Raw genomic sequence first — 23510 nt, forward strand, 5'->3', positions numbered from 1 at the left:
ACGCGACCAGGACGCCGATCCGCGGCGCAGCGCCGGTCAAGGCGCAGGTTTCTCGGGGAGCGTTTCGCGCTCGCGCGCCCGTTCGAGCTCCCGGACCTCGGACACGTCGCGCTCGAGGAAATAGTTGAGGAACGTGCGGATCACCGCGACCGCGGCGAGGCGTCCGATGCCATCCCAGTCGGGCGTGATGGAGGATTCGATGATGTCCGCCGCCAGCTGGAACGTCAGCCCGGCCACGAGCCAGTGCGAGTAGCGCATCCACAGGTGACGCCGCTCGTGGCGGTCGATCTCGCCCTGCGCCATCAGCAATGCGATGCCGTCCTTCACCGCGATGAGCGTACCCAGCACGATCGTGCCCAGCGCGATGAAGTCGATCGCCAGGATGGTCGGTTCGGATACGGCGATCAGCCAGCGCTCCATACGCCCTCCGCGCCGCGCATCGCGGCCGTGGTCAACTCATCGCGTTCGACTCAGCCGCGCACCACCAGCCGGAAACCGACGTGGCAGGTCGAGGTATCCACCGGCTGCGCCATGCGCGCCGCGGGCCGGTAGCGGCGACAGTAGTTCGGCGCGCACAGGTGCGATCCGCCCTTCATCACGCGACGCGGAATGCGCGCGGGATCGCGCGGGTCCAGGCTCGCGTCACGCTCTGCGCCGCGCGGATTCTCGAGCGTGCAGCACGAATGCTGCTGGATGCGTCCGTGATCCTGATACCAGTCGGCGGTCCATTCCCACACGTTGCCGATCATGTCGTACAGGCCGTAGCCATTGGGCTCGAACGAGCCGACCGGCGCGGTCCACGCGTAGCCATCTTCGGGCTTGAGCTCCCACGGGAACTCGCCCTGCCACGTGTTCGCCATGTGCTTGCCGCTGGGGACGAGTTCGTCGCCCCACGCGTATTCGGAGCCGTCGCGCCCGCCTTTCGCGGCGAATTCCCATTCGGCTTCGGTCGGCAGGTCCTTGCCGATCCACTGTGCGTACGCGAGCGCATCGGCATAGGCGACATGCACGACGGGGTGATCCTCCAGCCCATCGAGCGAACTGTCCGGGCCGCGCGGATGACGCCAGTCTGCGCCGGGAATGTACTGCCACCAGTGGTAGTGGTTGCGCAGGTCCACGCGTCCCGGCGGCGGCACGAAGACGACCGATGCCGGCACCAGCATCGCCGGATCGGCATCGGGGTAATCCGCCGCATCGGCCGGCTTCTCGGCCTGCGTGACATGCCCCGTCGCCGCGACGAAACGCGCGAAATCGCGATTGGTCACCGCATGACGATCGATCCGGAAGGTATCGACGCGCACCTTGTGCGCCGGCTTTTCTTCCGGGTAGTGATCGTTCGAGCCCATCGTGAATGAGCCGCCTTCGATGCGGACCATGTCGTCGTACCGGCTGTCGGCACGCGTAGGGTTGTCGACCGTCTCGCTCAAGCATTGCCTCCGTTGGGGGTCTCGTCGCCGTCGGCGAACACGCGGTTCCAGTCGCGTTGCATGCTCACCACGCCGATGCCCAGTTCAGCGGCTCGGTCGAGCCCTTCGCGCAGCGCGCTCAGCCTGAAATCGCGATCGTAGGCGAACTCGCGCGTGGCGTCGTCGTGGTGCAGGAGCCACGCCATGCGCGGCCCCGTGCCACCGAGCGTATACCGGATCATCGCCAGGTCGCCATCGGAATTTCCGAACGCCAACACGGGGCGACGACCGATGTGCAACGCGATGTTGACCACCTTCTCGTCCCGGTCGTCGAAGCTGCCCAGTTCGGGCAGCTTCCGCAGGACCATGCCGCCCGGGCCGTCCTCCAGCTTCATCTTCGTGCTGGAACCGACGACCTGCTCTGGGGGAATGCCGTACAGCTGCTGCGCGACCACCCGCACGAACTCGATGCCGCCGCCGGTGACGATGTAGGTCTTGAATCCATTCGCGCGCAGATAATCGAGCAGCTCGCGCTGCGGCGCGTAGGTGTTGTGCAGGAACGGTCGGCGCAGCTTCGGATGCTCGGCCTGCCGCAGCCAGCGCCACGCGTTGGCGTGGAACTCCTCGACCGTCATGCCCGCATGCGTCGCGAACGCCGGCTCGAAGACATCCTTCTTCGGCAGCGACATCAGCGCCTTCACGTCGCCGTCGATCATCGCCTTGAACGCGGGCTTTTGCAGCAGCGTCGGATCCTGCTGCGCCAGCCGCTTCACCTCGGCCAGCGCGAAGAACACCTGCACCTGCAGCGGATACTCGCACCACAACGTCCCGTCGTTGTCGAAGACGGCGATGCGTTCGTCCTGCGCGACGAAATCCGGGCCACCTTGCGCGCAGGCGCGCGCGACGAAGTCGAGGATCCCCGACTTCGCCGCGCCGTCGTTCCATGAAGGCAACGGGTCCATGCAGCGCGACCGGTCAGCTCGACTTGCTCGTGATCTCGGTCATCTTCTGCTCGGCCTGTTTCAGGTCGAAACTGCCCGGCGTCTGCGCAGGCGGGAACTCCTTGTACGTCGCCAGGTACTGGGCCGCGGCCGCCTGCGCCCCATAGATCCAGAACGCGTTGTGGATCATCCAGTCCCAATAGACGTTCGAAGTGACGTCCGCGCGTTCGTACGGGTCCATGCGCAGGTTGAATATCTTCGGCATGCGCAACGCCGTGAACGGCTCGGCCCAGACCTGCATCGTTCCCTGGCATCGCTGTTCCATGAACACGATCTTCCAGTTCATCCAGCGGATGCCGAGCACGTCGCCATCGTCGCTGAAGTAGAAGAACCATTTGCGTGGCGATGTGTCTTCCTCGCCCGTGAGGTACGGGAGGAGGTTGTATCCGTCTATGAGGTTCTTGTACTTGCGTCCGTTGACGGTGGTGCCCTTCTTCAGGGCGCTCGATGCAATCCGTGTCGCCCGCAGCCGCCAGCAGCGTCGGCAGCCAGTCGTGATGCTGGATGATCTCGTTGCTCACCGCGCCCGCCGGAATGCGGCCGGGCCAGCGGATCAGCTCCGGAATACGGAAAGCGCCTTCCCAGTTCGTGTTCTTCTCGCTGCGGAACGGCGTCATGCCCGCATCCGGCCAGCTGTTCATGTGCGGGCCGTTGTCGGTGGAATAGATGACGATGGTGTCTTCGGCCAGGCCCAGTTCGTCCAGCAAGTCCAGCATCTGCCCGACGTTCCTGTCGTGGTCGACCATTGTGTCGTGGTACGGCGATTGGTGCGGGCCGGCCTGCCCGATGCTTTCGGGCTTGGTGTGCGTGATGAAATGCATGTGCGTGGTGTTGAGCCACACGAAGAACGGCTTGCCGGCCTTGTCCTGGCGCTTGATGAAATCGCTGGCGGCCTCGACGAACTCGTCGTCGCAGGTTTCCATGCGCTTGCGCGTCAACGGTCCAGTGTCCTCGATCTTTTGCCTGCCGACCTTGCCCCAGCGCGGGTGGGTCGTGGCATCGTCCTTGTCGCTCGCCCAGCTATGGATGACACCGCGCGGACCGAACTGCTCGCGATAGCGCGGGTCCTTCGGATAGCCGTCCATCTCCGGCTCTTCTTCGGCGTTGAGGTGGTAGAGGTTCCCGAAGAACTCATCGAAACCGTGCAAGGTGGGCAGGTGCTTGTTCAGATCGCCCAGATGGTTCTTGCCGAACTGACCCGTCGCGTAACCGCGATCCTTCAGCAGCGAGGCGATGGTCACCACCGAATCGACCATGCCCTGCGGCGCGCCGGGAATGCCCACCTTCGACAGCCCCGTGCGATGCACGCTCTGCCCCGTGATGAACGAGGAGCGCCCCGCGGTACAGCTCTGCTCGCCATATGAATCGGTGAAGCGCATGCCTTCGTGCGCGATGCGGTCGATGTTGGGCGTGTGGTAGCCCATCAGGCCGTGCGTGTAGCAGCTGAGGTTCGCGATGCCGATGTCATCGCCCCAGATCACCAGGATGTTCGGCTGCTTCCCGCCCCCGCCGCCCCCGCCTTTGCGCGCGGACGCCTTCTGCGGTGTGCTCCCGCTACTTGCGGCGCCCTTGTCGGACCGCTGCGAAGGCGGTGCGGATTTGGCCACCTTGGCCGGACGGGCGGCTTTTTTCGCCTGAGCCATGACGCGTCTCCTTGTGGTGTGGGGGAAGCAGAACGAACAGCGGGATCAGCCGCGCGCCACGTCGAACACCATCGTGACGATGGCGTACAACCCGATCAGCAGCAGCGCGCAGGCGGTGAGCAGCGTGTAGGAAACCGGATAGCCGCTTTCGCCATGCACCAGCCCGTGCTGGACCATGGCGTTGCGCTGCGCACGCAACGTGCGCATGAAGTTGATGTGGTAGACGATGCCGACGATGAGCAGCAACACGCCCAGCATCACCAGCGCCATGCCGAAGTTGCTCGGCGCGGCCGTGCTGATGTTCAACAGGCCCGATTCGCGCCCCCTGCTGAACACCTGGAAGATCGTGAAACCGAACCCGATGAGCGACAGCGCGGTTCGGATCACCGACATCAGCGTGCGCTCGGCGCTCAGGCGCGTGCGCTGGAACGACATGCCTGTGCGACGCATCGACATCTCGGTGCGATTGGTCGACAGATCGGTGCGGTATTCGGACAGATCCGTCCGGTGTTCCGACAGCCCCGTGCGGTGCGTCGACAGCTTCGTACGATGCTGCGAGAGCTCGACCGATGCGACGTCCGCATCGAGCAGCCCCACGTCGGGAATCGCCGGCAGCTGCGTGTCCTCGAATCGCTTCGGCCGCGCCGGGGTTTCATCGTGCTGCGAGCTCATCGGCGTCTCCGTTCAGGCCGTGCGATGCGCACGCGCATGCCACCAGCGCACCAGCCGATTGATCGGCCCGCGCAGCAGCAGGTAAGGAAGGAAGCACAGCACGACGATCACGTTGATCGCCTCCAGCACGTGGAAGGTGCCGAGCACGCGGTACTGGTAGATGACCTCCATCACCAGCCCGAGGATCAGGATGCGCGTGGTCGCCTTGATGCCTTCATGGAGCGACGCGCGGCGCGCCGCCGGGTCGTTGACGATCTTCCAGAAATACGGACGCCGGCCCGTCTTCGCATCCCGCGTGCCGTCGCGCAGCGCCATCAGCAGCGCCATGCCCGGTTGCAGGAAGAAGCGGAACGACATCGGGCCATGCGTGCGGCCGATCAGGTCGTCGTAGAAACGCACCACGTCGTGCACGAACGCTTCCAAGCCCTGCCCCTCCTGCATGACTGCACGGGAACAACCGGCAAATCGGACAGCTCGACTCGCGATGGCAGCGGGAAAAGCACGCCACCGGCGCGACGCACCGGAACGCTCTTCCTCGCAGTCGCCTCCGTCAGACTCGCCGTGAATGCAGCGTCCCGGCGGCAGGCCACCGGATCATCGTGTCGATGCGGTGAAAGGGTCGTGACGGCGGAATGAACGACACTGCGTCCTTGTGTGAAGAACGCGCGCGAACGGTTTGCGGCGCCGGGTTTTCGACGCCGCGGGCGTATCACCTGTTGCTGACAGCGGTCGCGTCAGGCAATCACTTCACCACGATGAGCTTGCCGCGCATGAGCGTCGCGTGGCCCGGGAAGCTGCAATAGAAGGCGTAGTCGCCGCCGGCTTTCAGGCGCGAACCGGCAAACGTGGTCTTGGTGCTCTGGCCGCCGCCGATGAGCGCGGTGGCCGCGATCACGCGCGGATCGTTCTTCGGCACGTATCCCGCCGCTGCGCCGGCTTTCAGTCCGTCGCGCGCGATGGCGTCGTACAGCACGGTCTGCGAGACCACCACGTTGTGCCCCATCGCAGCCACCGGCATCTTCCCGGTATGGGTGAGTTCGATGGTGATGGCCGGGCATGACGCGGACACGGTCGCGGTCTTGATGTCGTACTGCATCGCATCGTTGGCCTTGATCCTCACCGTGCAGTTGTCGGCGGCGGAAGCGTGCGACGAAACACCGGCGAGCGCGAGGCCGGCCAGCAGCAGTGCGGTTTTCATGTCATCCCCTTGAGCATGCGCAGGATTGCGCCTGGGGAAAGTCTAGGAAGCGTCATGCCCTGCGCTCTTGATCCGGATCAAGCCGCGCTTCGCGGCCTGCTTCTGACCGTCCGGCCTGCCGATCGCTTCTGCGGTGCCTTCACGGCCGCCTTCTTCGTCGCCTTCTTCGCCGGTGCTTTCTTCGGCGCCTTCGGAGGCTGCTTCGCGAACTCGCGCAGCGCATCCTTTCCGATCCATCGCGCGCTCGCCTCGTCGGAGGCCGCAAGCAGCTTGGCCACGAGGGTCGCTTCCGTGCGCCAGTCCGGGCGCCGGCCGATCGCTCGCAGCGCCCAGTTCACGCCCTTCTTCACGAAGTTGCGATCGTCGGAGGCCTCGCGTTCGATCAGTGCCAGGCCATCGGCATACAGCGACTCGTCGCCCAGCCGGCCGTGCAACGCAAGGCTTGCGAGCAGCGCGAAGGCCGCGCGCTTCTGGAATTCGTCGCGGCGCGACGACCACTGCACGACCTTGGCGAAGGCATGCGGCGTCCGGTCGAACAACACGAAGCACAGCGTGTCGCACACGGCCCAGTTGTCGAAGTCCCGACACCACCGATCCATCTGCGCCGGCGTGACCTGCTCGGGCTCCTCGACATACGCAGCGAGCATGCGCGCCTCGTAGACGCCCGTGCTCCACAATGCGGCCGCAAGGTCGTGATCGCGGCCAAGCTGCTTCGCGAGCGCCTGGATGTCCTTCATCGACACACCGAGCGCGTGGTCGGACGGAATCGCGAATCGCGCCATGCCCGCGCGTGCAGCTTCGGAGGCGTGATCGCGAAGCCAGTCCAGCGCGAATCGCGTGCGTGCCTTGGGCGTGTCGACGGGGGACGTGCGTGCGGCCATGCGCGTCACTTCCGCTTCAACTGGTGCAGCAGCAACGCGTTGCCTTCGCTGTCCACGCACACGGCCATGCGGCACACAGGCGTCACGATGATGTCGCTGCGGAAGGTGACGCCCTTCTTCTTCAGGTCTGCGACGGTCGCGTCCAGGTCGTCCACTTCGAAGCCGACCGTACCGCCGGCGGCCTCGCTGGGCTTGGACGGCGTGGCGTTGGTGAGCGCGAAGCAACCGCCGCCGGGCAGGTCGTATTCGATCCAGTACTGACCGTCCTGGTGGCCATGCGAGCCGCGCTTGAGGCCCAGCGTGTTCTCGTAGAAATCGCAGGCGCGATCGACGTCGACCACGGGGTACATCGTGAAAGCGACCTTCTCCAGCATGGCGGCGCTCCGTCCGGTGGATTGCGCTCGTTTATCGGTCGCGCGACCGATGCGTCAAGGGGTGTTTGCGGCCAGCCGACCGGCGGACGCCGGCGGCACTCAACCGCGCCGTAAGGCGCGTCGTGCGAACAGCACGCAGATCACGCCGAAAAACATGTGCGCAAGCACGGCATAGGCGATCCAGTCCGGATGCGCGAACGACGGCGAGCGTCCGACGCGCGAGAGCGGCATCACCACGAAGTTCATCACCACGTAGAGCACGACGCCGTAGAGCACGCCGAGCACGACGGGCCGCGTCAGCAGCGAAGGGAAGCGACGGGCGACCAGCGTGTAGATCGCCACGAAGGCCGTGGCCATCAGCACGTGCAGCACCGCGCCGAGCACGGCCGACTGCGTGCCGCCGTCGTAGCTGGCCTCCCCCAGCACGCCGACCGCGATGGTCTGGAAGACGCGCCTTAAACCTTCCGCGTCCCACGAGAACCAAAGCGTCGTGGCGAAGATGAAGTCGCCAAGGGCGACGAGCACTCCGCCGATCAAAACGAAAGCCCAGAGGATGCGCGGTGCGAACGGACGGACGGAGGACATCGCGATGCTCCCGGTGGCGCCTGGCGCGGCCGGCCCATCCTAGTGGCGCTCGAAGGCCGGCACCCGTGACTTTCGTCATAGACAAAACGGTCTAGACAAAACGTTCTAGATGGATCAGCATCCTCGCACGCACCTTTCGAAGACCGCCATGACCCGCAGGAATGCCCGACCGCCGAAACCCACCGCCGCCGAGCTCGACCTGCTGCGGGCGATCTGGCGTCTGGGTCCTTCCACGGTGAAGGACGTCCACCAGGCCCGGCTCGCCGAGCGCCCCGACATCACCTACGCCACGGTGCTGCGCCTGATGCAGGTGATGCATGGCAAGGGCTTGCTCACGCGCGACGAGAGCCAGCGATCGCACGTCTACGCCGCCGCGCATGCCCAGGACGCGTTGCAGACGAACCTGCTTTCCGAGTTGATCCAGAAGGCGTTTTCCGGCTCGGGCAAGGCGCTGGTAATGGCAGCGTTGAACGAACACGTGAGCGACAAGGAACGCGAGGAAATCCGCCGTTTCCTCAAGGACAACGCCGACGACAACGGCACGGAGCACCGCGATGACTGACTTCCTCGCCCAGCTGGTGCCGGCCGCTCGGCCGCGCCCTGCTCCACTTCCTCTGGCAAGGCGCACTGATCGGACTGCTTGCGGCGATCGCCCTGCGGCTGATGCGCGATGCACGCCCGCAGGCGCGCTACGCAGTGGCGTGTTCGGCATTGCTGCTGTGCGCATTGGTGCCGACGCTGTATGTCGTAGCCCAAATGTGGACGCCCGCGACGGCCGGCGGCGTCATTCCCGCGGGCGACGGCGTACGCATCACCGCCCTGGCCATCGTCACCGGCGACGTCGCACCGGATTGGGCATCACGACTGGACGCCGCGCTGCCGACAATCGTGCTGCTCTGGGCCGCCGGCGCCGGAGCGCTGTCGCTGCGCATGGTCGCCGGACTGCTCTGGATCCAGCGACTTCGCGCAACGCCGCAAGCGGCCGCACACGCGCAGTGGCAATCGCGACTGGACGCGCTCGCGCAGCGTTTCGGGCTGCGTCGCGATGTCGCGCTTCGCATCGTCGATTCGCTGTCTTCGCCGGTGTCCGCCGGCTGGTGGCGCCCGGTCGTGCTGCTGCCGGCGGGATTGCTCACGCGCATGCCGGCCGATCTGGTCGAAGCCCTGCTCGCGCACGAGCTGGCGCACATCCGCCGCCACGATTACCTCGTCAACCTGCTGCAGAACCTCGCCGAGGCGCTGCTGTTCTACCACCCGGTCACGTGGTGGCTGTCGCGTCGCATCCGCGACGAACGCGAACACATCGCCGACCGCCTCGCCGCCGACGTCACCGGTCAACCGCGCCGGCTCGCGCTGGCGCTGTCCGAACTGGCGGAGTGGTCATGCAGCCACACCGTCGACCTGTCCACGCCCAATCTCGCGCAAGCCGCCCATGGAGGCCATCTGATGTCCCGCATCGAACAACTCGTCCGTCCCGGCGCGCGCCCCGTGCGCGGCGGCGTCGCCTTGCCGCTGGTCGGCGTCGCGATCGCCTGCCTGGCGTTCTACGCGCATGCGCAGATCGGCCAGGACGCGAAACCCGCAGCCGCCGCGTCCGCGCAAGCGAAAGCCGATGCAGCCAGCAACGGGCAACCCTCCGCGCAACCGAAGGCGAAGCCCGCCGCCACGCCGACGAAGAGCGCCTCGACGACGCTGCGACTCAAGCACGACGACGACAACGCCTACGCGCTCGTCAGCAAGGATCGCGACGGCTTCCGCATGTCCGGTTCGACCGACGACATCCCCGAAATCGAACGCGCCCGCCGCAGCCTGACCAACCAGGACTTCATCTGGTTCCGTCGCGATGGGAAGGCCTACGTGGTGTCCGACGCCGACACGATGGCGAAGGTGCGCGATGCATGGCGCGACAGCGATCGCATCGGCGAGCAGATGGAAGCGCTCGGCGACCAGATGGAAGTCCACGGCAACAAGATGGAGGCGCTGGGCGCGCAGATGGAACAGCTTTCGGCCAAGGCCGACGACGATCGCGCGATCAACGCATCGTCGCGACGCATGGAACGCCTGGCCGACCAGCAGAGCGCGTTGGCCGAACGGCAGTCGGAGATCGCCTCGCAGATGGCGCGCGCGGATGGTGCCGGCCGCGATCGCCTGGAAGCGACGATGGACGACCTGGGCCGCCAGATGGATGAACTCGGTCGCCAGATGGACGAGCAGAGCCGCGTGATCGAGCAGCAGTCCGCCGCTCTCGCCGCGAACCAGGGCCCGATGGAGGCGCTGGGCCGCCAGATGGATGAAGCCAGCAAGCCGATGGACGCCCTGGGCCGCCAGATGGACGCGCTCGGAAAGCAGCAGGAAAAGATCATCGAGGAAGCCGAGCGCAAGACCCGCGTGCTGCTCGACAGCGCGATGGCGCGCGGCCTCGCGCAGCCGATGCCGCTGGTGGCGCGGTGAGGTGTTGGTGGTTGGTTGGTTAGTTGGTTGACGGCCCGGGTTCCGGCTTTCGCCGGGATGGCGGCTTGAAGCCCCTCTCGCGACGGGAGAGGGGTTGGGGTGAGGGGCGGCACGTGCGGCTGCGCTGACGCTCGCGATGCGTGGCTGTTGTCCAACGCTGACGCGATCAGCGCTTGTAGCAGGATCAATATGGATTCCAGCTTTCGCTGGAATGACGGTGAGGTGGTTCGCCGGTGATGGAGCGCCCTAACGCTCCCGGCCTGGATCCCGGCTTTCGCTGGGACGACGGCTTTCAAGCCCCTCTCCCACCGGGAGAGGGGTTGGGGTTAGGGTCGGGGCGTGCGATGCGGTGGCGCTTGCGATGCGTGGCTGCCGTTATCGCTGACGCGATCAGCGCTCGTAGCAAGATCAAAATGGATTCCAGCTTTCGCTGGAATGACGGTGAGGTGGTTCGCCGGTGATGGAGCGCCCTAACGCTCCCGGCTGGATCCCGGCTTTCGCCGGGACGACGGCTTTCAAGCCCCTCTCCCACCGGGAGAGGGGTTGGGGTGAGGGTCGGGGCGTGCGATGCGGTGGCGCTTGCGATGCGTGGCTGCTGTTTGTCGCTGACGCGATCAGCGCACGAAGCAAGATCAAGATGGATTCCAGCTTTCGCTGGAATGACGATGACTTGGTTCACCGAAGGCTGCGGGCCTGGGTCCCGGCTTTCGCCGGGATGACGCCGTTGATTGCCCCTCTCCCAACGGGAGAGGGGTTGGGGTGAGGGGCGGCGGAGTGACTCCGTTGACGTCCGCTGTGCGGCAGTGCCGCTCTGCACGGACTTCGTTGGTGGCATGGCCGCCATCCATGGCGAAGCACATCCCACTCCGGGTCGCCCCGCCCGGCCATCCATGGCCGGGCTTTCGGCAGGCCACGCGGCAGTGCCGCTTTGCACCGACTTCGTTGATGAAGCCGCTGCCATCCATGGCGAAGCGCATCCAACTCCGGAACGCCCCGCCCGGCCATCCATGGCCGGGCTTTCGGCAGGCCACGCGGCAGTGCCGCGTAAGCGGCCTGCCTCAACCTTCCCACCTGTCCCCTTTCTTCCCCGGGCTGCGTTGGTTTCGAACGGTGGCCCTGTGTGCGCTTCGTGCACAGGCGCATAAGAAGAACTGTTCCCAGGGGCAAGGCATTTGATCTTCGATTTCCGGAACGCGTCCTCGCCGGCCGACATCGACGCGGACATCTGCATCATCGGGGCCGGCGCCGCCGGCCTGGCGATCGCATGGGCGTTTCTCGACACGCAGGCGTCCGTCTGCGTGATCGAGAGCGGCGGGCTGACCGCCGACGCGCGCTACCAGGCGCTGCTGGAAGGGCATTCGGTCGGCGAACCGCCCTTCGATCCGGGTGCCTCGCGGCTGCGCGCGTTCGGCGGCACCTGCAATTACTGGGGCCGCGGCTGCATTCCGCTGGCGAACCTCGCACCGCGCGACTGGGTACCGCACAGCGGCTGGCCGATCGGCTTCGCCGACCTGGAGCCCCACTACCGTAAGGCGCGCACGTTCTGCGGTCTCGACCAGCACGACTTCGGCGAGGACACCTTCCTCACGCCCTTCTCGCGACGGCCGCTGGACTTCGACAGCGACGCGCTGGTGCACAAGACGTTCGCGTCCAGCCCGATGATCTTCGGCCACGCGTACCACGACGTGTTCGAGCGCGCGGACAACATCACCGTGCTGCTGCACGCGAACCTGCTCGAACTCGACGCGGTGGAATCGGCGCAGGCCGTGCGTCAGGCACGCATCGGCACGCTCGACGGTCGCCGCGGCACGGTGCGTGCGCGGCACTACGTCCTCGCCTGCGGCGGCATCGAGAACGCGCGCTTGCTGCTGTCCTCGAACGCGACCGTTCCGCAGGGCCTGGGCAATCCGCACGATCTGGTCGGCCGCTATTTCATGGACCATCCCAGCGGAAAGCTCGGCACGCTGTTCGCCGACGATCCGCATGTGCTCACGCGCCCGTACGATCGCAACGTGCCCAAGGGCCGCCCGCAGGCGCATCCGGAGATCTGCCTGTCGGACGAAGCGCAGCGCCGGCACCGCATCCTCAGCGGACGCGTGCGGCCGTTCGCGTTCGAGGAGCCGGTGCCCGAAGGCCTGCAGGCGCTGCGCGACCTGCGCGCGGCGATCCGCGCGCGTCGCGGCAACGAGAACTGGGCGATCAAGGCGCGCGTGTGCGGGCGTCGCAATGGCGAACCGGACTACATCGCCAATGCGATGCCGACCGAGGACATCCGCTCGCTCACGCTGCGCGCGGGGCTCAACGCGGGCGACATCGCCAAGGCCGTGGGTCGCAAGCTCACGCGCAAGCCGACGGTGCGCACCGAACGCGTCGACCTCATCGGCTACTTCGAACAGGTACCGAACCACGACAGCCGCATCACGCTCGGCGACGAACGCGATGCGCTGGGGCTTCGGAAGGTCAACGTCGACTGGCGCCTGACCGAGCTGGACCGCCACACCTACCGCACCGCCGCGACGCTGTTTGGCGGCGAACTCGCGCGCGCGTGCAACGGTCGCTTCCAGTCGGCGTCATGGCTGGAGGAAGACGGCGGCGTGCCGCAGGTGTTCGGCACCTCGCACCACATGGGCACCACGCGCATGGCCGACAGCCCGCGCGAAGGCGTGGTGGACCGGCACTGCCAGGTGCACGGCGTGGACAACCTGCATATCGCCGGAAGTTCGGTGTTCCCGACCGGCAGCTGGGCGTTCCCGACCTTCACCATCATCGCGCTGAGCCTGCGACTGGCCGAGCAGTTGCGCGTGAGGCTGGAACAGGCGACGCCGCTGCTGGGAATCTGAGCGCGGCGTCTGGCGCCTCGATCAGCGCAGCTGCGAATCCTTGCTGCCGCGACGGTTGTAACCGGCGAAGGCGGCCTCTTCGGCGTCGTGCGCTTCCTGACAGGCGATACACAGGCGCACGCCGTGGACGGCGTCGCGGCGGGCCTGCGGGATCTCGACGCCGCATTCCTCGCAATGCGTCAGACCCGGCCCTTGCGGCAGCTTGCTTCGTGCGCGCTTGATGCCGTCCTTCACGGTCGCATCGATCTGGTCCTGCACGGCGCCGTCGCCTGCCCAACCGGTGGCCATGTCGAGTCTCCTGCGTGGATCCGGGTCCGAGGATAGCGCCGGAGCCCTGAACTTCCCGCACACGCGCGCTTGCCCGGTGCAGGACTACACTCGCCGCAGGCTGAATCGCGGCCCGCCGGGCCGCAAGGCGTTCGTCGATGCGCAACAGGCTCGTCGCGATGATCCTCGCGCTGGCGTTGTCGATCGCGCCTGCGTTCGCCCAGCCCGCGGCGAGCACGGTCGCTGCGCCCGACCAGGTAATGGCCCTGCCCGCGCCGCTGCGCGAGCGGTTGCATCGCGAGATCCTCCACGACACCCCCTCCGCGCACGACCGGCTGCAACGTCTGGGCGCCTTCATGTTCGCGCCCGAAGGGCTGGGCATGACGTACGTGGAGACCGCCAACCACACCGTCGCGCAGGCATACGAAGCGCGTACTGCGAACTGCCTCACCTTCACGATGCTCTTCCTTGCGTTGGCGAAGGAAGCGGGGCTGGAAGCGACGCCGCAGGAGATCGGGCAGATCCTCGGCTTTCGCCAGGCCGACGGCACGCTCTACCTGAGCAACCACGTCAATTCGTCCGTGCGCGCGGGGGTGCGGAAATACACGGTGGATGTCGCGGGCGACCTGATCATTCCACGCGATCAGCCCGAGCCGATCACGACCACGCGACTGATCGCGCACTATTACAACAACCTCGCCGTCGAACGCCTGGCCGCCAGCGATTACGCCGCGGCGCTGTCGCTGCTCGGCACCGCCCTGAAGCTGGATCCGGGTTACGCCGGCTTCTGGAGCAACGCCGGCGTCGTGCGCACGCGAAGCGGCGATCCGCGCGGCGGCGAGAAGGCCTATCGCCGCGCCCTCGCACTCGATCCTGACAACGCCAACGCCCTGTTCAACCTCGCCGGGCTTGCCGCGCGCATGGGCGATCGCTCGCTTGAAGCCGAATACCGCCAGCGATTGGCGAAGGTGCAGCGCAACGATCCTTTCCACGCCTTCATGCAGGCGGTGAACGCCGAGAACGCCGGCGACCTCGCGCGCGCGATCCGCGAATACCGGCGCGCGGTCGACCTGCAACCGCAGGAGCATCGCTTCCACTCGGCGCTCGCCAACGCGTACCTGAAGGCCGGCAGGATCAAGCCTGCGATCCGCTCGCTCGCCCAGGCGCAGGCGCTGAGCGACGGCGACACGCGGGCGGCCTACAGCGAGCGACTGGACGCCCTGCGCGCCCGCTGACGTCGCCGCGTCCCCTTTTGCCCGCCGAGCGCGTTTGCTTCCCTGAGACGATCGGAAGGGGATCCCCGTGCAACATGAAACGCTGATGGCCAAACGCCACCTGGTGCGCATCGCCATCGAGACCGCCGAGCTTCCCGGTGTCCGCCTGGTCGCGCGGCCGCTGTACCGCCGCCTGTTCAACCGGCCCTACCACGGCGGCAACGCGTACTACGGCGCCTACGATTCGCGCGCGCAGGCGCTGGCCGCCGCGCCGTCGCTGCCGACCAGCTACGACCAGCCGTCCACGACGGGGATGTACATGGATCGACACCGGAGCATCCGCGTCAGCGATTATCCGATGGTGCACTGGCTGTCGCGCCTGCTCGCGCAGGGCCGCCATCGCATCTTCGACCTGGGGGGCCACATCGGCGTGACCTACTACGGGTTCCGCCGTTACGTCGATTACCCCGCGACGATGGAATGGCGCGTGCACGACGTGCCCGCGGTGATGGACGCCGGACGCAGCTGGGCGCGCGAGAACGATCCGCAAGGGCTGCTGCACTTCGCCGACGACCCGGACGCCGCGAGCGACCACGATGTGCTGATCACCTGCGGCGCGCTGCAGTACCTGGACTACACGCTGCCCGAGCTGCTCGGCCGCCTGCCCTCGCCCCCTACGCACGTGCTGGTGAACCTCACGCCGGTGCATCCGCGGCGCGGCTACGTCACCTTGCAGAACATCGGCAAGGCCGTGCTGCCGTATCGCGTGATGGCCAAGCCGGAGTTCGTCGCGCAGATGGAGGAACTGGGCTACTGCCTGGAAGACCAGTGGCAATCGAAGGAACGCCACCTGCGCGTTCCGTTCGAACCGGATTGCACGCTCGATCATTACGCGGGGTTCTATTTCAGACGGGTGTGATCCGCACGACGCGTGCGATGAAACGACGAAGGCCGGCATTGCGCCGGCCTTCTGCATTCCGCCCTGCTGCCCGTCACTTCGTCGGCGCGCTGCCCGGCGGGAACGACGCGAACATCTTCTCCACGCCGGCCTGCGCCTTGGCGTTCACGTCTTCCGGCGAATCGGGCACGGTGCCCGACGCGGTACCGCGCCAGATCGCCTGCTTGGTCTTCATGTCGAACATGTCGACGACCAGCGTGCCGACTTCGTAATTGCGCACTGTGGTGGTCGCCGAACCCATGCCTGCGCCACCCCAGCGCCCCCACCCGTAACCGCCCCACGCCGGACCGCTGTAGAAGGTGTCGAGCGTCTGCTGCTGTTGCGTGGCGACGTTGGCGACGATGCCGACATCGGCGTCGGTGCCCGTCGCCTGCTGCCAGCCGTGCGCGGCGAGCTTGGCATCGATCGCCGCGACCACGCGCTGTTCGACCAGCGGCGAGCGGCCTTCGGGTTTCTTCAGCCACGTGTAGGTGCGATAGCTGGAGAACTGTGCCGAGGGGTCGTAATCCGTGTGCACCGTCGGCGTGCTGGCGCAGCCGGCCAGCGCGAGGAGCATCACCGCGCCGAGGACGAGTCGTTTCATGAGCCTTCTCCGTGGACGTTTGGGGCGAGAGGGAAACCCGATGCGGACTGCCGGCGCGAGGCCTCGCGGCGCGCGCGTGATCGCGAGATAGAACCTTTGCGGGTGAAACAGGTGTGAAGGGTTTCTGGCGATGCGATGGAAAGGCCGTCATCCCGGCGAACGCCGGGATGACGAGGCTCGCAAGGACTGTCGCGAAATCTCAGAACGAAATCGGCACCCGCGCCGTCAGCGTCATGTCCGGCGTATCGCGCGTCACGCCTACGCCGAGTGCGACGTTGAGCGACCAGCGATCGCTGAAGCGGTACGTACCGCCCAGCAGCAGCGTGCCGAGCGTCAGGCGCACGGAGCCGGGCGATTCCCGGCCGTTCTGCTTCGTCTTGCCGATCAGGCTCGTGTCGTAGCCCAGGCTGATCGACGCCTTCTCGTTGAGCGCCAGGCCCATGCCGAGGTTGAAGCCCCAGATGTCGCCGGCCTGCACGTCGCCGAGGAATTCCTCTTCGCGCCCCAATACGGTGCGCGAAACGTTGCTGCGTTCGAAGTTGTACAGGTAACTGAAGGTGCCGAAGAACACGACCGGGTCGGACGGATACAGCCACGTCACCCCCGGCTGTATCGCTTCGAAGCCGGTGCCGGTGGGCAGCTCCAGCGGCAGGCCGGTGCCGGTGGCGTTCTGCAGGCAGCGCTGCACGCAGTCGGTGGTGACTTCGAACAGGTCCTTGCCGGTGCGGCTCTTGTAGCGCAGCCAGCCGATGTAGAACGCCTTGTCCGGACCGCCGCGGTTGAGTTGATAACGCGCGGTCGCCTCGACGTCGCCCATGCCGTGGCCGCTGGCGTTGAACACGCGGTCCTGCGCGCTGCCGGTGAAGATCTCGCGGCTGACGGTGTCGCCGTTGAGGTAGACGTAGGGGACTTTCACTTCCACTTCGGCGCGGCCGCCGATGCCCATGCGCCCGGTGATCGTGCCGACGCCTGAGGTCGTCTTCACCTGGCGCACGTCGATCAGGCCGATGAGGATCGCCGGGATAACCGTGTAACCGACCAGCGCCACGCGGTCGTTCGCCGAATAGCCGTACTGCAGCGAGGGTTCGAGGATGAACTTGCCCGACGGCGTGAGCACGCCGGGCTGGTCGAAGATCTGCGCGACTTCCGGCGGGCGCGTTACCGAATCAGGCGCCTGTCCGACCGGCTTCTGCTTCGGTTGTGGCTGCTGTTGTTGTGGTTGCGCGGCCTGCGCCTGGCGTTGATCGACCGGTGGAGGCGCCGCGGCCGGCGCCTGTTGCGCCAGCGTCGGCAGCACGGTGCCGGGCGCTACCCCTGCGCCACGTTCGGCGTCCAGGCGTTCCTCGTCGAGCGCGCGTTGCAGGTTCGCGACCGCCGCTTCCTGCTGCGCGAGCGAGTTGCGCAGTTCATCGAGCTTGCGGGTCTGCGCATTGATCTCGCGCTGCAGGTCGTCCAGCGAACGTTGCGGCGCTGCGGGCGCCGGCGCCGCGGGAAGAGCCCCGGCCGCCTGGGGCTGCGCAGCCGGGCGGGCCGGCTCCAGTCCCTGCCACTGGTCCTGCGCGTGGGCCGCCGCGGCGGCGGCGAGCCACAGGCATGGAGCGAGCATCAGGCGGCGGGGCAACTGCGGCGTCCTTCTCATGCGTCGTCCTTCTGGTGCGGCCGTGCCGGGAGGTCCATCCGGTTACAACGCAGGCGGGCTCCGAATGCGGGCGCGCGGCGACGGCTCTCGTTCAGGGCGCGGTGGCGGTCACCATCGCGTTGTGCAGCGTCGACTGGGTGTTGAGGTCCTGGAACGCCTGCAGCGTGTCGACGCCGACGTTCACCGTGGTCAGGGCGCGGATGTCCTGCCCGTCCCTCGTGTTCTGGATGACGATTCCGCCGGGCGCGCCGGACGGCTCGAACGTGTTGCCGCCGCCCACCTGCACCACGACGCCCTCGTTGAAGCGCTGCAGCTCGCGCGCCTGGTCGGTCGTCATGCGCCCGACGTCGGGAATCTGCACGCGCGTGGTCGCCACCACTTCGCCGTTGACGAACACCGCGCGCTCGATGCCGAACGACAACGCCGTTCCGCCGTCGGTGATGAAGCCGCCGCGCATGTCTTCCAGCAGCGCGGGATCGATCGCGACCCAGTCCTCACCGAGCACCGTCGAAGGCGGCGCGGCCAACACGGGCGCGCACCACGCGAAGGCGGTGATCAAGGCGAGTTTGAACGGCGCGTGCTTGAACGAAGGCGAGTCCATGGTCGAACCCTCCGTCAGATGTCGCCCGGGCTGCGCCGGGGCGTCACGATGTTGTAGAGGCTGTCGCGGGCGATGCCCGCATCCAGCGGCGCCGGCGGCGCGGTGCGCCAGTCCTGCGCCATGTTGAACTGGGCCCGGTCGCGGCGGTTGTGCACCACGAACAGGATGCGGTTGTCCCACAGCTTCTCGAAACGCGAACGCGGCATCGCACGCGTGCCGCGTGCGGGATCGCCGAGCAGGACGCGTTCGTTGCGGAAGCCCTTCACGACGACGAAATGCCGGTAGCCACGGTCGTTGAGCAGCACGATCGCCGGCAGGCCTTCGGCGACGAGCTTGTCCAGCGGCTGCTCGAATCCGTCCGCCTCGAAGCCCAGCGAACGCAGGTAGCGGCGCATGTCCAGCAGCGAGAATCCGCGCTGGCGGATCTTCGCCTGGTCGCCGGTCTGGTACATGTGCATGAACACTTCGGCCTCGGTGACCGGATGGCCGTACTGATACGTCAGCAGCGTCGCGGTCGCGGCGGAGCCGCAGCTGAAGTCGTATTGCTGGCGCACGGTGGTCTTGAAGCGCGCTTCCTTCAGGCTGGTCACCTTCAGCTGATAGGCGCCGTTCGGCGGCGCGCGCACGTCCACCGTCCCGGCCTGCACGAGGCCGGAAACCAGGATCCACGCCGAAGCCGCCAGCACTGCGCGGCAACGGAATGTGAGCACGCTCATGGGCCCGCGTCCGCGAACTTCACGTTCACGATCATTGCGTTCTGGATCAGCACGTTCGCGCCGGTGTTCTGGATCACCGTCGAGATGCCGCTGGCATTGGCGAACGAACCGGACGTGACCGAGTTGCTGCCGGTGAGGACGTCGTCGGCGATCGCGTCCTCGACGCGGCCGTTGACGAGGATGTCGTTGTCGACCAGTTGCGCCTCGCCGCCGCGCATGTCCGACAGCGCGCCGGGATCGACGGCCGATCCGAACGACGCGTCGGGCGCGACGGTCGCATCGACAATGGCCGGTTCGACGAAAGCCGGTTCAACGACGACAGGCTGCAGTGCGGCCTCGGGCGACTGCTGCGCGCAGGCCATGCCCGCCACGCACCACAGCGCCACGCCCATCAGACTGCCCACTGCGATGGAACGATTGCGTTGCATCGTCATGCTCCTTGCCGTGTGGGTCCGTTGCGCCTGCAAAGCTCCCGCCGGCGTTGCCGCCGGCGGGAATCTGCAATGCGCACTTGATCGCACGCTTGCCGGAAGGCGCGCGTGCGTCGCGTAACGCTTACGGACCGACGGTCAGGTTGGCCTGGACGGTGATGCCCTGCTGGATCAGCGAGGAGAAGCCACTGTTCTGCGCCGCCACCGTGATGCCGGCTGCGCCGCTGGCGGTACCGGTCATCGTGGAGGACATGTCGAACGTGCCGGCATCGACCATGTTGCTGCCGCCCGCGCCGCCGGAACCACCGGTCGCGCCGTTGCCGACGCCGCCGTTGCCCGTGCCGCCCGTGCCGCCCGCACCGTTGCCGGTGCCGCCCGCGCCGCCGTCGCGCCGCCGGTCGCGCCGGCTGCCGCAACCGCGCCGTCGCCGGCCGTCGCCGAGCCGTTGGTCGCGCTTGCATCGGCGCTGCCGTTGCTCGCGTCGCCATTGCTCGCCGCACCGCCCGCACCGCCGCCGCCCGCACTGGCGGTCACGGTGCCGCTGGCACCGCCATCACCTGCGGTCGCGCCGGACGTGCCGGTGCCCGCGCCGGACGTGCCGGTCGAGGTTGCAGTGGCCGTACCACCCGCGCCACCAGCGCCGCCGGTGCCCGTACCGCCCGCACCGCCGGAGCCGCCGGTGCCGTCGTTGCCGGCATCGTTGCCGCCACCGCCGTCGCCACCGGAGTTGCCGCCGCCACCGCCACCACCGCCGCCGTCGCTGCCGCCGGCACCTGCGGCCGAGCCGGCCAGGCTTGCGCCGCCTGCGTCCCCGCTGTCGTTGTCGGTATCGCCGCCACGACCGCTGTAGTTGTCCCAGGTGTCGCCGCCACGGCCGCCACGGCCGGCAGTCGAATCGCCGATGGTCGCGTCGCCGACGGTCGCGTCGCCCGAAGTCGCGCTGCCGTTCACGGCATAGCCGCCGGAACCGCCGTCGCCACCGGAGCCACCGTCGCCGCCGCTGCCGCCGTCGCCGCCGTAGCCGTCGCCACCGCCGCCTTCGCCGCCGTAGCCGTCGCCACCGTAGCCGTCGCCACCGGCGCCGCCCGATCCGCCATTGGCATTGCCGCCGTTTGTGGCGACATTGCCGATGCCGTATGTGCGAACGTCGTATACCGCGCCTTCGAGCACGGTCGATGCGACGATCGTGCTGGAGGTGGAGCTGAAGGTGGAGGAGTCGGTGTAGGTGCTGGTCGCGGTGCCGCCGTTGTTCGCGGCCGCGGCTCCGTTGTCGGCGCCGGCCCAGCCGTCGTTCTCGCGGTTGTCGCCTGTGCTGCTGTCGGAGTTGTCGGAGTTATCGGAGTTGTCCGACGCGGTGAACGTATCGTCACCGTCGCCACCATTGCCGTTGGTCTGTTGTGCCATCGCCTGGCCGCCGAGCCCCAGGGCAATGAGCACTGCTGTTGCCATCAAGCTGGTACGAATGCGCATTGTTGTTCTCCTTTACGTGACGTCGGCTGGCACCCGGGGGAGGCACCGGTAAACGACGCAAGGAACTACACGCATGGCCGGTGCCAACCTTCGTTCAGGCGCGGCAACGCGTTGATCACGCGGGTTAATCGTCCTGAATCGCACACACGCCTTTCGCGCCGCGCCGCTGAAGCGGAGCGAACCGGAGCGTCTCGTTGCAAAACTGGAATGCGACTTTCGGCTACCGAGCGCCCCGCGCCTCAGATGTGCACCGCAAGGCCTTGATGCGTCGAGGCACGCAGCGCATTCGTTGCCATTCAGCCGCGCGTTTCAGCGCCGAAACGCGGGACATTACCGCGACACTTCAACGGTACCGTCGCTGTTTCGGCTCAATTACTTATGCGTGAATGTTGAAGCCAACTCCACGTTGCGGGCAGGCAACACGCGGAAAACGCTCAGGTTCCGTCGTCGTCGCCACTCACATTGCCATCACGCCGGGCGTCGTCGCGCATCGCACGAAGGCGATCGAGTTTTTCCTTCAACCTGATCTCCAGCCCGCGCTCGACCGGGCGGTAGTACACGCGCTCGCCCATCGCATCGGGAAATCCGGTCTGGTCGAGCGCGATGCCGCCCTCGGCATCGTGGTCGTACTGATAGCCCTTCGAATAGCCGAGCTGCTTCATCAACTTCGTCGGCGCATTGCGCAGGTGCAGCGGCACGTCCTGCGTGCCGTACTGCTGCACGTCGGCGCGCGCGGCGTTGTAGGCGGCGTACACCGCGTTCGACTTCGCCGTCGTCGCCAGGTACACCACGACCTGCGCGAGCGCGAGTTCGCCTTCCGGACTGCCGAGGCGCTCGAACGTGTCCCACGCTTCCAGCGCCATCGGCATCGCGCGCGGATCGGCCAGGCCGATGTCTTCCACCGCCATGCGTGTGAGGCGTCGCGCGAGGTACGAACGATCGCAACCCCCATCGAGCATCCGCGCGAACCAGTACAGCGCGGCGTCGGGATTGGAGCTGCGCACCGATTTGTGCAATGCGGAGATCTGGTCGTAGAACTGCTCGCCGCCCTTGTCGAAGCGGCGCGTGCGATCGGCGAGCACCTGCGCGAGCGTCGTCGCGGTGATCTCGCCCTCCTCGCCTTCGGCCAGTTCCGCCGCGATTTCCAGCAGCGTCAGCGCGCGGCGCACGTCGCCGTCGGCGGCTTGCGCGATCTCGCCGAGCAGCGCGTCCTCGACCTTCAGCCCGCGCCCGCCGAGGCCGCGCTCCTCGTCGTCCAGCGCCTGCCGCAGCGCGATGCGGATGTCGTCGGCCGACACCGCTTCCATCACGTGCACGCGGCAGCGCGAGAGCAAGGCGGAGTTGAGTTCGAACGAGGGGTTTTCCGTCGTCGCGCCGACGAACAGGATCGTGCCCCGTTCGATGTGCGGCAGGAACGCGTCCTGCTGCGCCTTGTTGAAACGATGCACCTCGTCGACGAACAGCACCGTGCGATGGCCTTCGGCGAAGCGCTGCGCGGCTTCGGCCAGCACCTGCCGCACTTCCGGCAGGCCGGATAGCACGGCGGAGATCGCGCGGAAATCGGCGTCGGCGTATTTGGCCAGCAGCAGCGCGAGCGTGGTCTTTCCGCAGCCCGGCGGCCCCCACAGGATCATCGAATGCACGCGACCGGATTCGATCGCGCGACGCAGCGCCGAGCGTGGCGACAGCAGCCGTTTCTGCCCGACCATCTCGTCGAGCGTGCGCGGGCGCATGCGTTCGGCAAGCGGCTGCATGCCGCGGTTGTCGACGTGAAGCAGGTCGTCGGTCAGGGAGGACGAAGAAGTCGTGCGGCGGGCCACGTGCGGTCTCGCGGGAAGCTGCGCACACGATACCAAGCCCGGCTTCGGGGCTCTGTCATCGCGGATCGCACGCGGAAGCGGGTTCAGCGCGAGGATGCGGGTGAGCTGCGGCTTGCCCGCGTCCTCCGGCCCCAGCTGGTAGTCCATCTGCAGCCATGCGCCGTCGCGGCGGTCGTACAGCGCGTGCACGCGCACCTCGCTGCTGCCGTCGCGGCCGAAGTCGGCCAGGCCGCGCGCTTCCATGCCCAGGTAATGCGCGGCCATCTCGACCGTTTCGACGCGGTCGAGCTGCATGCGCACCGACGTCATGCCGAGTTCGCGCTGCAGCGTGTCGGCCATGCGGTCTTCGAGCTGCTGCAGGGCGATACCGTCGTTGGGAATGAGGCGGCCCTCGCCGCCGACACCGAGTTCCAGCTCGGGCCATCCGGCCTGGCCGAGGAAGTCGTCGTAGCGGCTGGTGAAACGGAAGCCGATCCAGCCGGTCTCGCCCGCGAAGCGCATGCCGCCTTCGCCGCGGATGAGCCGCTGTTGCGCATCGAGCGGCTGCGCCTGGACGTCGTCGAACTTGGCCTCGATCGCGCGGCCGCCGAAGCGCTCGGACAGTGCGGCCACGACCGTACCGGCGATCGCCTTTTCCAGCGCGGCGCGGTCCATCGCGCGCGACGCCGGTGTGGACGCCAGCGCACGCGTCGGCGCGGCGGCGGTCACAGCGGGTTCGTTGGACAGGGCCGGTGCCGAAAGCAGAAACAGGCCGATCAAC

At 67.4% G+C, this 23510-nt stretch carries 24 protein-coding genes and 1 pseudogene; 5 read left to right on the forward strand and 20 right to left on the reverse strand.

What is annotated here, in order from left to right; translation table 11 throughout:
- Positions 1 to 36: 36 nt before the first annotated feature.
- The 11 genes and pseudogenes from ABIE51_RS11325 to ABIE51_RS11375 form a co-directional block, all read right to left on the reverse strand.
- Positions 37 to 420 carry a DUF1622 domain-containing protein gene (locus tag ABIE51_RS11325; RefSeq protein ID WP_192630815.1) on the reverse strand — a complete coding sequence of 128 codons (384 nt, stop codon included), beginning with the start codon at positions 418 to 420 and terminating at the stop codon, positions 37 to 39.
- 50 nt (positions 421 to 470) lie between these two features.
- Positions 471 to 1427, reverse strand: coding sequence for a formylglycine-generating enzyme family protein (locus tag ABIE51_RS11330; protein WP_354504095.1), 957 nt, complete (start codon positions 1425 to 1427; stop codon positions 471 to 473).
- Positions 1424 to 2230, reverse strand: a complete 807-nt coding sequence (locus tag ABIE51_RS11335) for an HAD family hydrolase (protein WP_354504097.1) — start codon at positions 2228 to 2230, stop codon at positions 1424 to 1426. The genes ABIE51_RS11330 and ABIE51_RS11335 overlap by 4 nt, the downstream gene beginning before the upstream one ends.
- Positions 2231 to 2381: 151 nt before the next feature.
- Positions 2382 to 2693, reverse strand: coding sequence for a hypothetical protein (locus ABIE51_RS11340; RefSeq protein ID WP_354504868.1), 312 nt, complete (start codon positions 2691 to 2693; stop codon positions 2382 to 2384).
- A 235-nt stretch (positions 2694 to 2928) separates the two neighbouring features.
- Positions 2929 to 4050 (reverse strand): annotated as a pseudogene (locus tag ABIE51_RS11345) (sulfatase-like hydrolase/transferase); the annotation flags it as partial.
- 45 nt (positions 4051 to 4095) lie between these two features.
- Positions 4096 to 4722 (reverse strand): YidH family protein, encoded by a 627-nt coding sequence (locus ABIE51_RS11350; protein ID WP_192630818.1) that lies wholly within the window; start codon positions 4720 to 4722, stop codon positions 4096 to 4098.
- Positions 4723 to 4734: 12 nt separating this feature from the next.
- Positions 4735 to 5145 (reverse strand): hypothetical protein, encoded by a 411-nt coding sequence (locus ABIE51_RS11355; protein WP_277802480.1) that lies wholly within the window; start codon positions 5143 to 5145, stop codon positions 4735 to 4737.
- Positions 5146 to 5464: 319 nt separating this feature from the next.
- The gene (gene azu / locus ABIE51_RS11360; RefSeq protein ID WP_192630820.1) at positions 5465 to 5920 is read right to left on the reverse strand and encodes an azurin; all 456 of its coding nucleotides are present in this window, start codon (positions 5918 to 5920) and stop codon (positions 5465 to 5467) included.
- A gap of 77 nt (positions 5921 to 5997) precedes the next feature.
- Positions 5998 to 6801 (reverse strand): DNA alkylation repair protein, encoded by an 804-nt coding sequence (locus ABIE51_RS11365; protein WP_192630821.1) that lies wholly within the window; start codon positions 6799 to 6801, stop codon positions 5998 to 6000.
- Positions 6802 to 6806: 5 nt separating this feature from the next.
- Positions 6807 to 7175 (reverse strand): VOC family protein, encoded by a 369-nt coding sequence (locus tag ABIE51_RS11370; protein WP_157030350.1) that lies wholly within the window; start codon positions 7173 to 7175, stop codon positions 6807 to 6809.
- A gap of 99 nt (positions 7176 to 7274) precedes the next feature.
- Positions 7275 to 7760, reverse strand: coding sequence for a hypothetical protein (locus tag ABIE51_RS11375; protein WP_192630822.1), 486 nt, complete (start codon positions 7758 to 7760; stop codon positions 7275 to 7277).
- A gap of 148 nt (positions 7761 to 7908) precedes the next feature.
- On the opposite strand from ABIE51_RS11375, the gene ABIE51_RS11380 reads away from it, so the two are divergent.
- The 3 genes from ABIE51_RS11380 to ABIE51_RS11390 all read left to right on the forward strand — a co-directional run bounded on the left by ABIE51_RS11380 (position 7909) and on the right by ABIE51_RS11390 (position 13051).
- Complete coding sequence (locus ABIE51_RS11380; protein ID WP_115840986.1) at positions 7909 to 8322, forward strand: BlaI/MecI/CopY family transcriptional regulator; 414 nt, start codon at positions 7909 to 7911, stop codon at positions 8320 to 8322.
- A 101-nt stretch (positions 8323 to 8423) separates the two neighbouring features.
- On the forward strand, positions 8424 to 10211 hold the full coding sequence (locus tag ABIE51_RS11385) for a M56 family metallopeptidase (protein ID WP_354504101.1): 1788 nt from the start codon (positions 8424 to 8426) through the stop codon (positions 10209 to 10211).
- A gap of 1172 nt (positions 10212 to 11383) precedes the next feature.
- The gene (locus ABIE51_RS11390) at positions 11384 to 13051 is read left to right on the forward strand and encodes a GMC oxidoreductase (RefSeq protein WP_192630824.1); all 1668 of its coding nucleotides are present in this window, start codon (positions 11384 to 11386) and stop codon (positions 13049 to 13051) included.
- Positions 13052 to 13072: 21 nt separating this feature from the next.
- Here ABIE51_RS11390 and ABIE51_RS11395 read toward each other — a convergent pair whose 3' ends face one another.
- A complete protein-coding gene (locus tag ABIE51_RS11395; protein WP_192630825.1) occupies positions 13073 to 13339 on the reverse strand; it encodes a DksA/TraR family C4-type zinc finger protein in 267 nt (88 codons plus the stop codon).
- 137 nt (positions 13340 to 13476) lie between these two features.
- On the opposite strand from ABIE51_RS11395, the gene ABIE51_RS11400 reads away from it, so the two are divergent.
- Together ABIE51_RS11400 and ABIE51_RS11405 are read left to right on the forward strand one after the other, a co-directional pair.
- Positions 13477 to 14553: a tetratricopeptide repeat protein gene (locus ABIE51_RS11400; protein WP_192630826.1), complete on the forward strand. Its 1077-nt coding sequence runs from the start codon at positions 13477 to 13479 to the stop codon at positions 14551 to 14553.
- Positions 14554 to 14638: 85 nt separating this feature from the next.
- Complete coding sequence (locus tag ABIE51_RS11405; RefSeq protein WP_115842103.1) at positions 14639 to 15451, forward strand: TIGR04325 family methyltransferase; 813 nt, start codon at positions 14639 to 14641, stop codon at positions 15449 to 15451.
- Positions 15452 to 15524: 73 nt separating this feature from the next.
- Here ABIE51_RS11405 and ABIE51_RS11410 read toward each other — a convergent pair whose 3' ends face one another.
- The 8 genes from ABIE51_RS11410 to ABIE51_RS11445 all read right to left on the reverse strand — a co-directional run bounded on the left by ABIE51_RS11410 (position 15525) and on the right by ABIE51_RS11445 (position 22684).
- Positions 15525 to 16073: a DUF4136 domain-containing protein gene (locus ABIE51_RS11410; protein WP_192630827.1), complete on the reverse strand. Its 549-nt coding sequence runs from the start codon at positions 16071 to 16073 to the stop codon at positions 15525 to 15527.
- A 199-nt stretch (positions 16074 to 16272) separates the two neighbouring features.
- Positions 16273 to 17712: a transporter gene (locus tag ABIE51_RS11415; RefSeq protein WP_354504105.1), complete on the reverse strand. Its 1440-nt coding sequence runs from the start codon at positions 17710 to 17712 to the stop codon at positions 16273 to 16275.
- Positions 17713 to 17803: 91 nt separating this feature from the next.
- Entirely contained in the window at positions 17804 to 18313 is a 510-nt protein-coding gene (locus tag ABIE51_RS11420) for a hypothetical protein (RefSeq protein WP_192630828.1), read from the reverse strand.
- A gap of 14 nt (positions 18314 to 18327) precedes the next feature.
- Positions 18328 to 19029 carry a C39 family peptidase gene (locus ABIE51_RS11425; RefSeq protein WP_192630829.1) on the reverse strand — a complete coding sequence of 234 codons (702 nt, stop codon included), beginning with the start codon at positions 19027 to 19029 and terminating at the stop codon, positions 18328 to 18330.
- Complete coding sequence (locus ABIE51_RS11430) at positions 19026 to 19457, reverse strand: hypothetical protein (protein WP_354504107.1); 432 nt, start codon at positions 19455 to 19457, stop codon at positions 19026 to 19028. Before ABIE51_RS11430 ends, ABIE51_RS11425 begins: the two co-directional genes overlap by 4 nt.
- 127 nt (positions 19458 to 19584) lie before the next feature.
- A complete protein-coding gene (locus tag ABIE51_RS11435; protein ID WP_354504109.1) occupies positions 19585 to 19713 on the reverse strand; it encodes a hypothetical protein in 129 nt (42 codons plus the stop codon).
- Positions 19698 to 20930: a hypothetical protein gene (locus ABIE51_RS11440; protein ID WP_354504111.1), complete on the reverse strand. Its 1233-nt coding sequence runs from the start codon at positions 20928 to 20930 to the stop codon at positions 19698 to 19700. Before ABIE51_RS11440 ends, ABIE51_RS11435 begins: the two co-directional genes overlap by 16 nt.
- 434 nt (positions 20931 to 21364) lie before the next feature.
- Positions 21365 to 22684, reverse strand: coding sequence for a replication-associated recombination protein A (locus ABIE51_RS11445; RefSeq protein WP_192631686.1), 1320 nt, complete (start codon positions 22682 to 22684; stop codon positions 21365 to 21367).
- Between the last annotated feature and the right edge of the window lie 826 nt (positions 22685 to 23510).

Source organism: Lysobacter sp. OAE881 (assembly GCF_040546665.1).
Classification (GTDB): Bacteria; Pseudomonadota; Gammaproteobacteria; order Xanthomonadales; family Xanthomonadaceae; genus Lysobacter_J; species Lysobacter_J soli.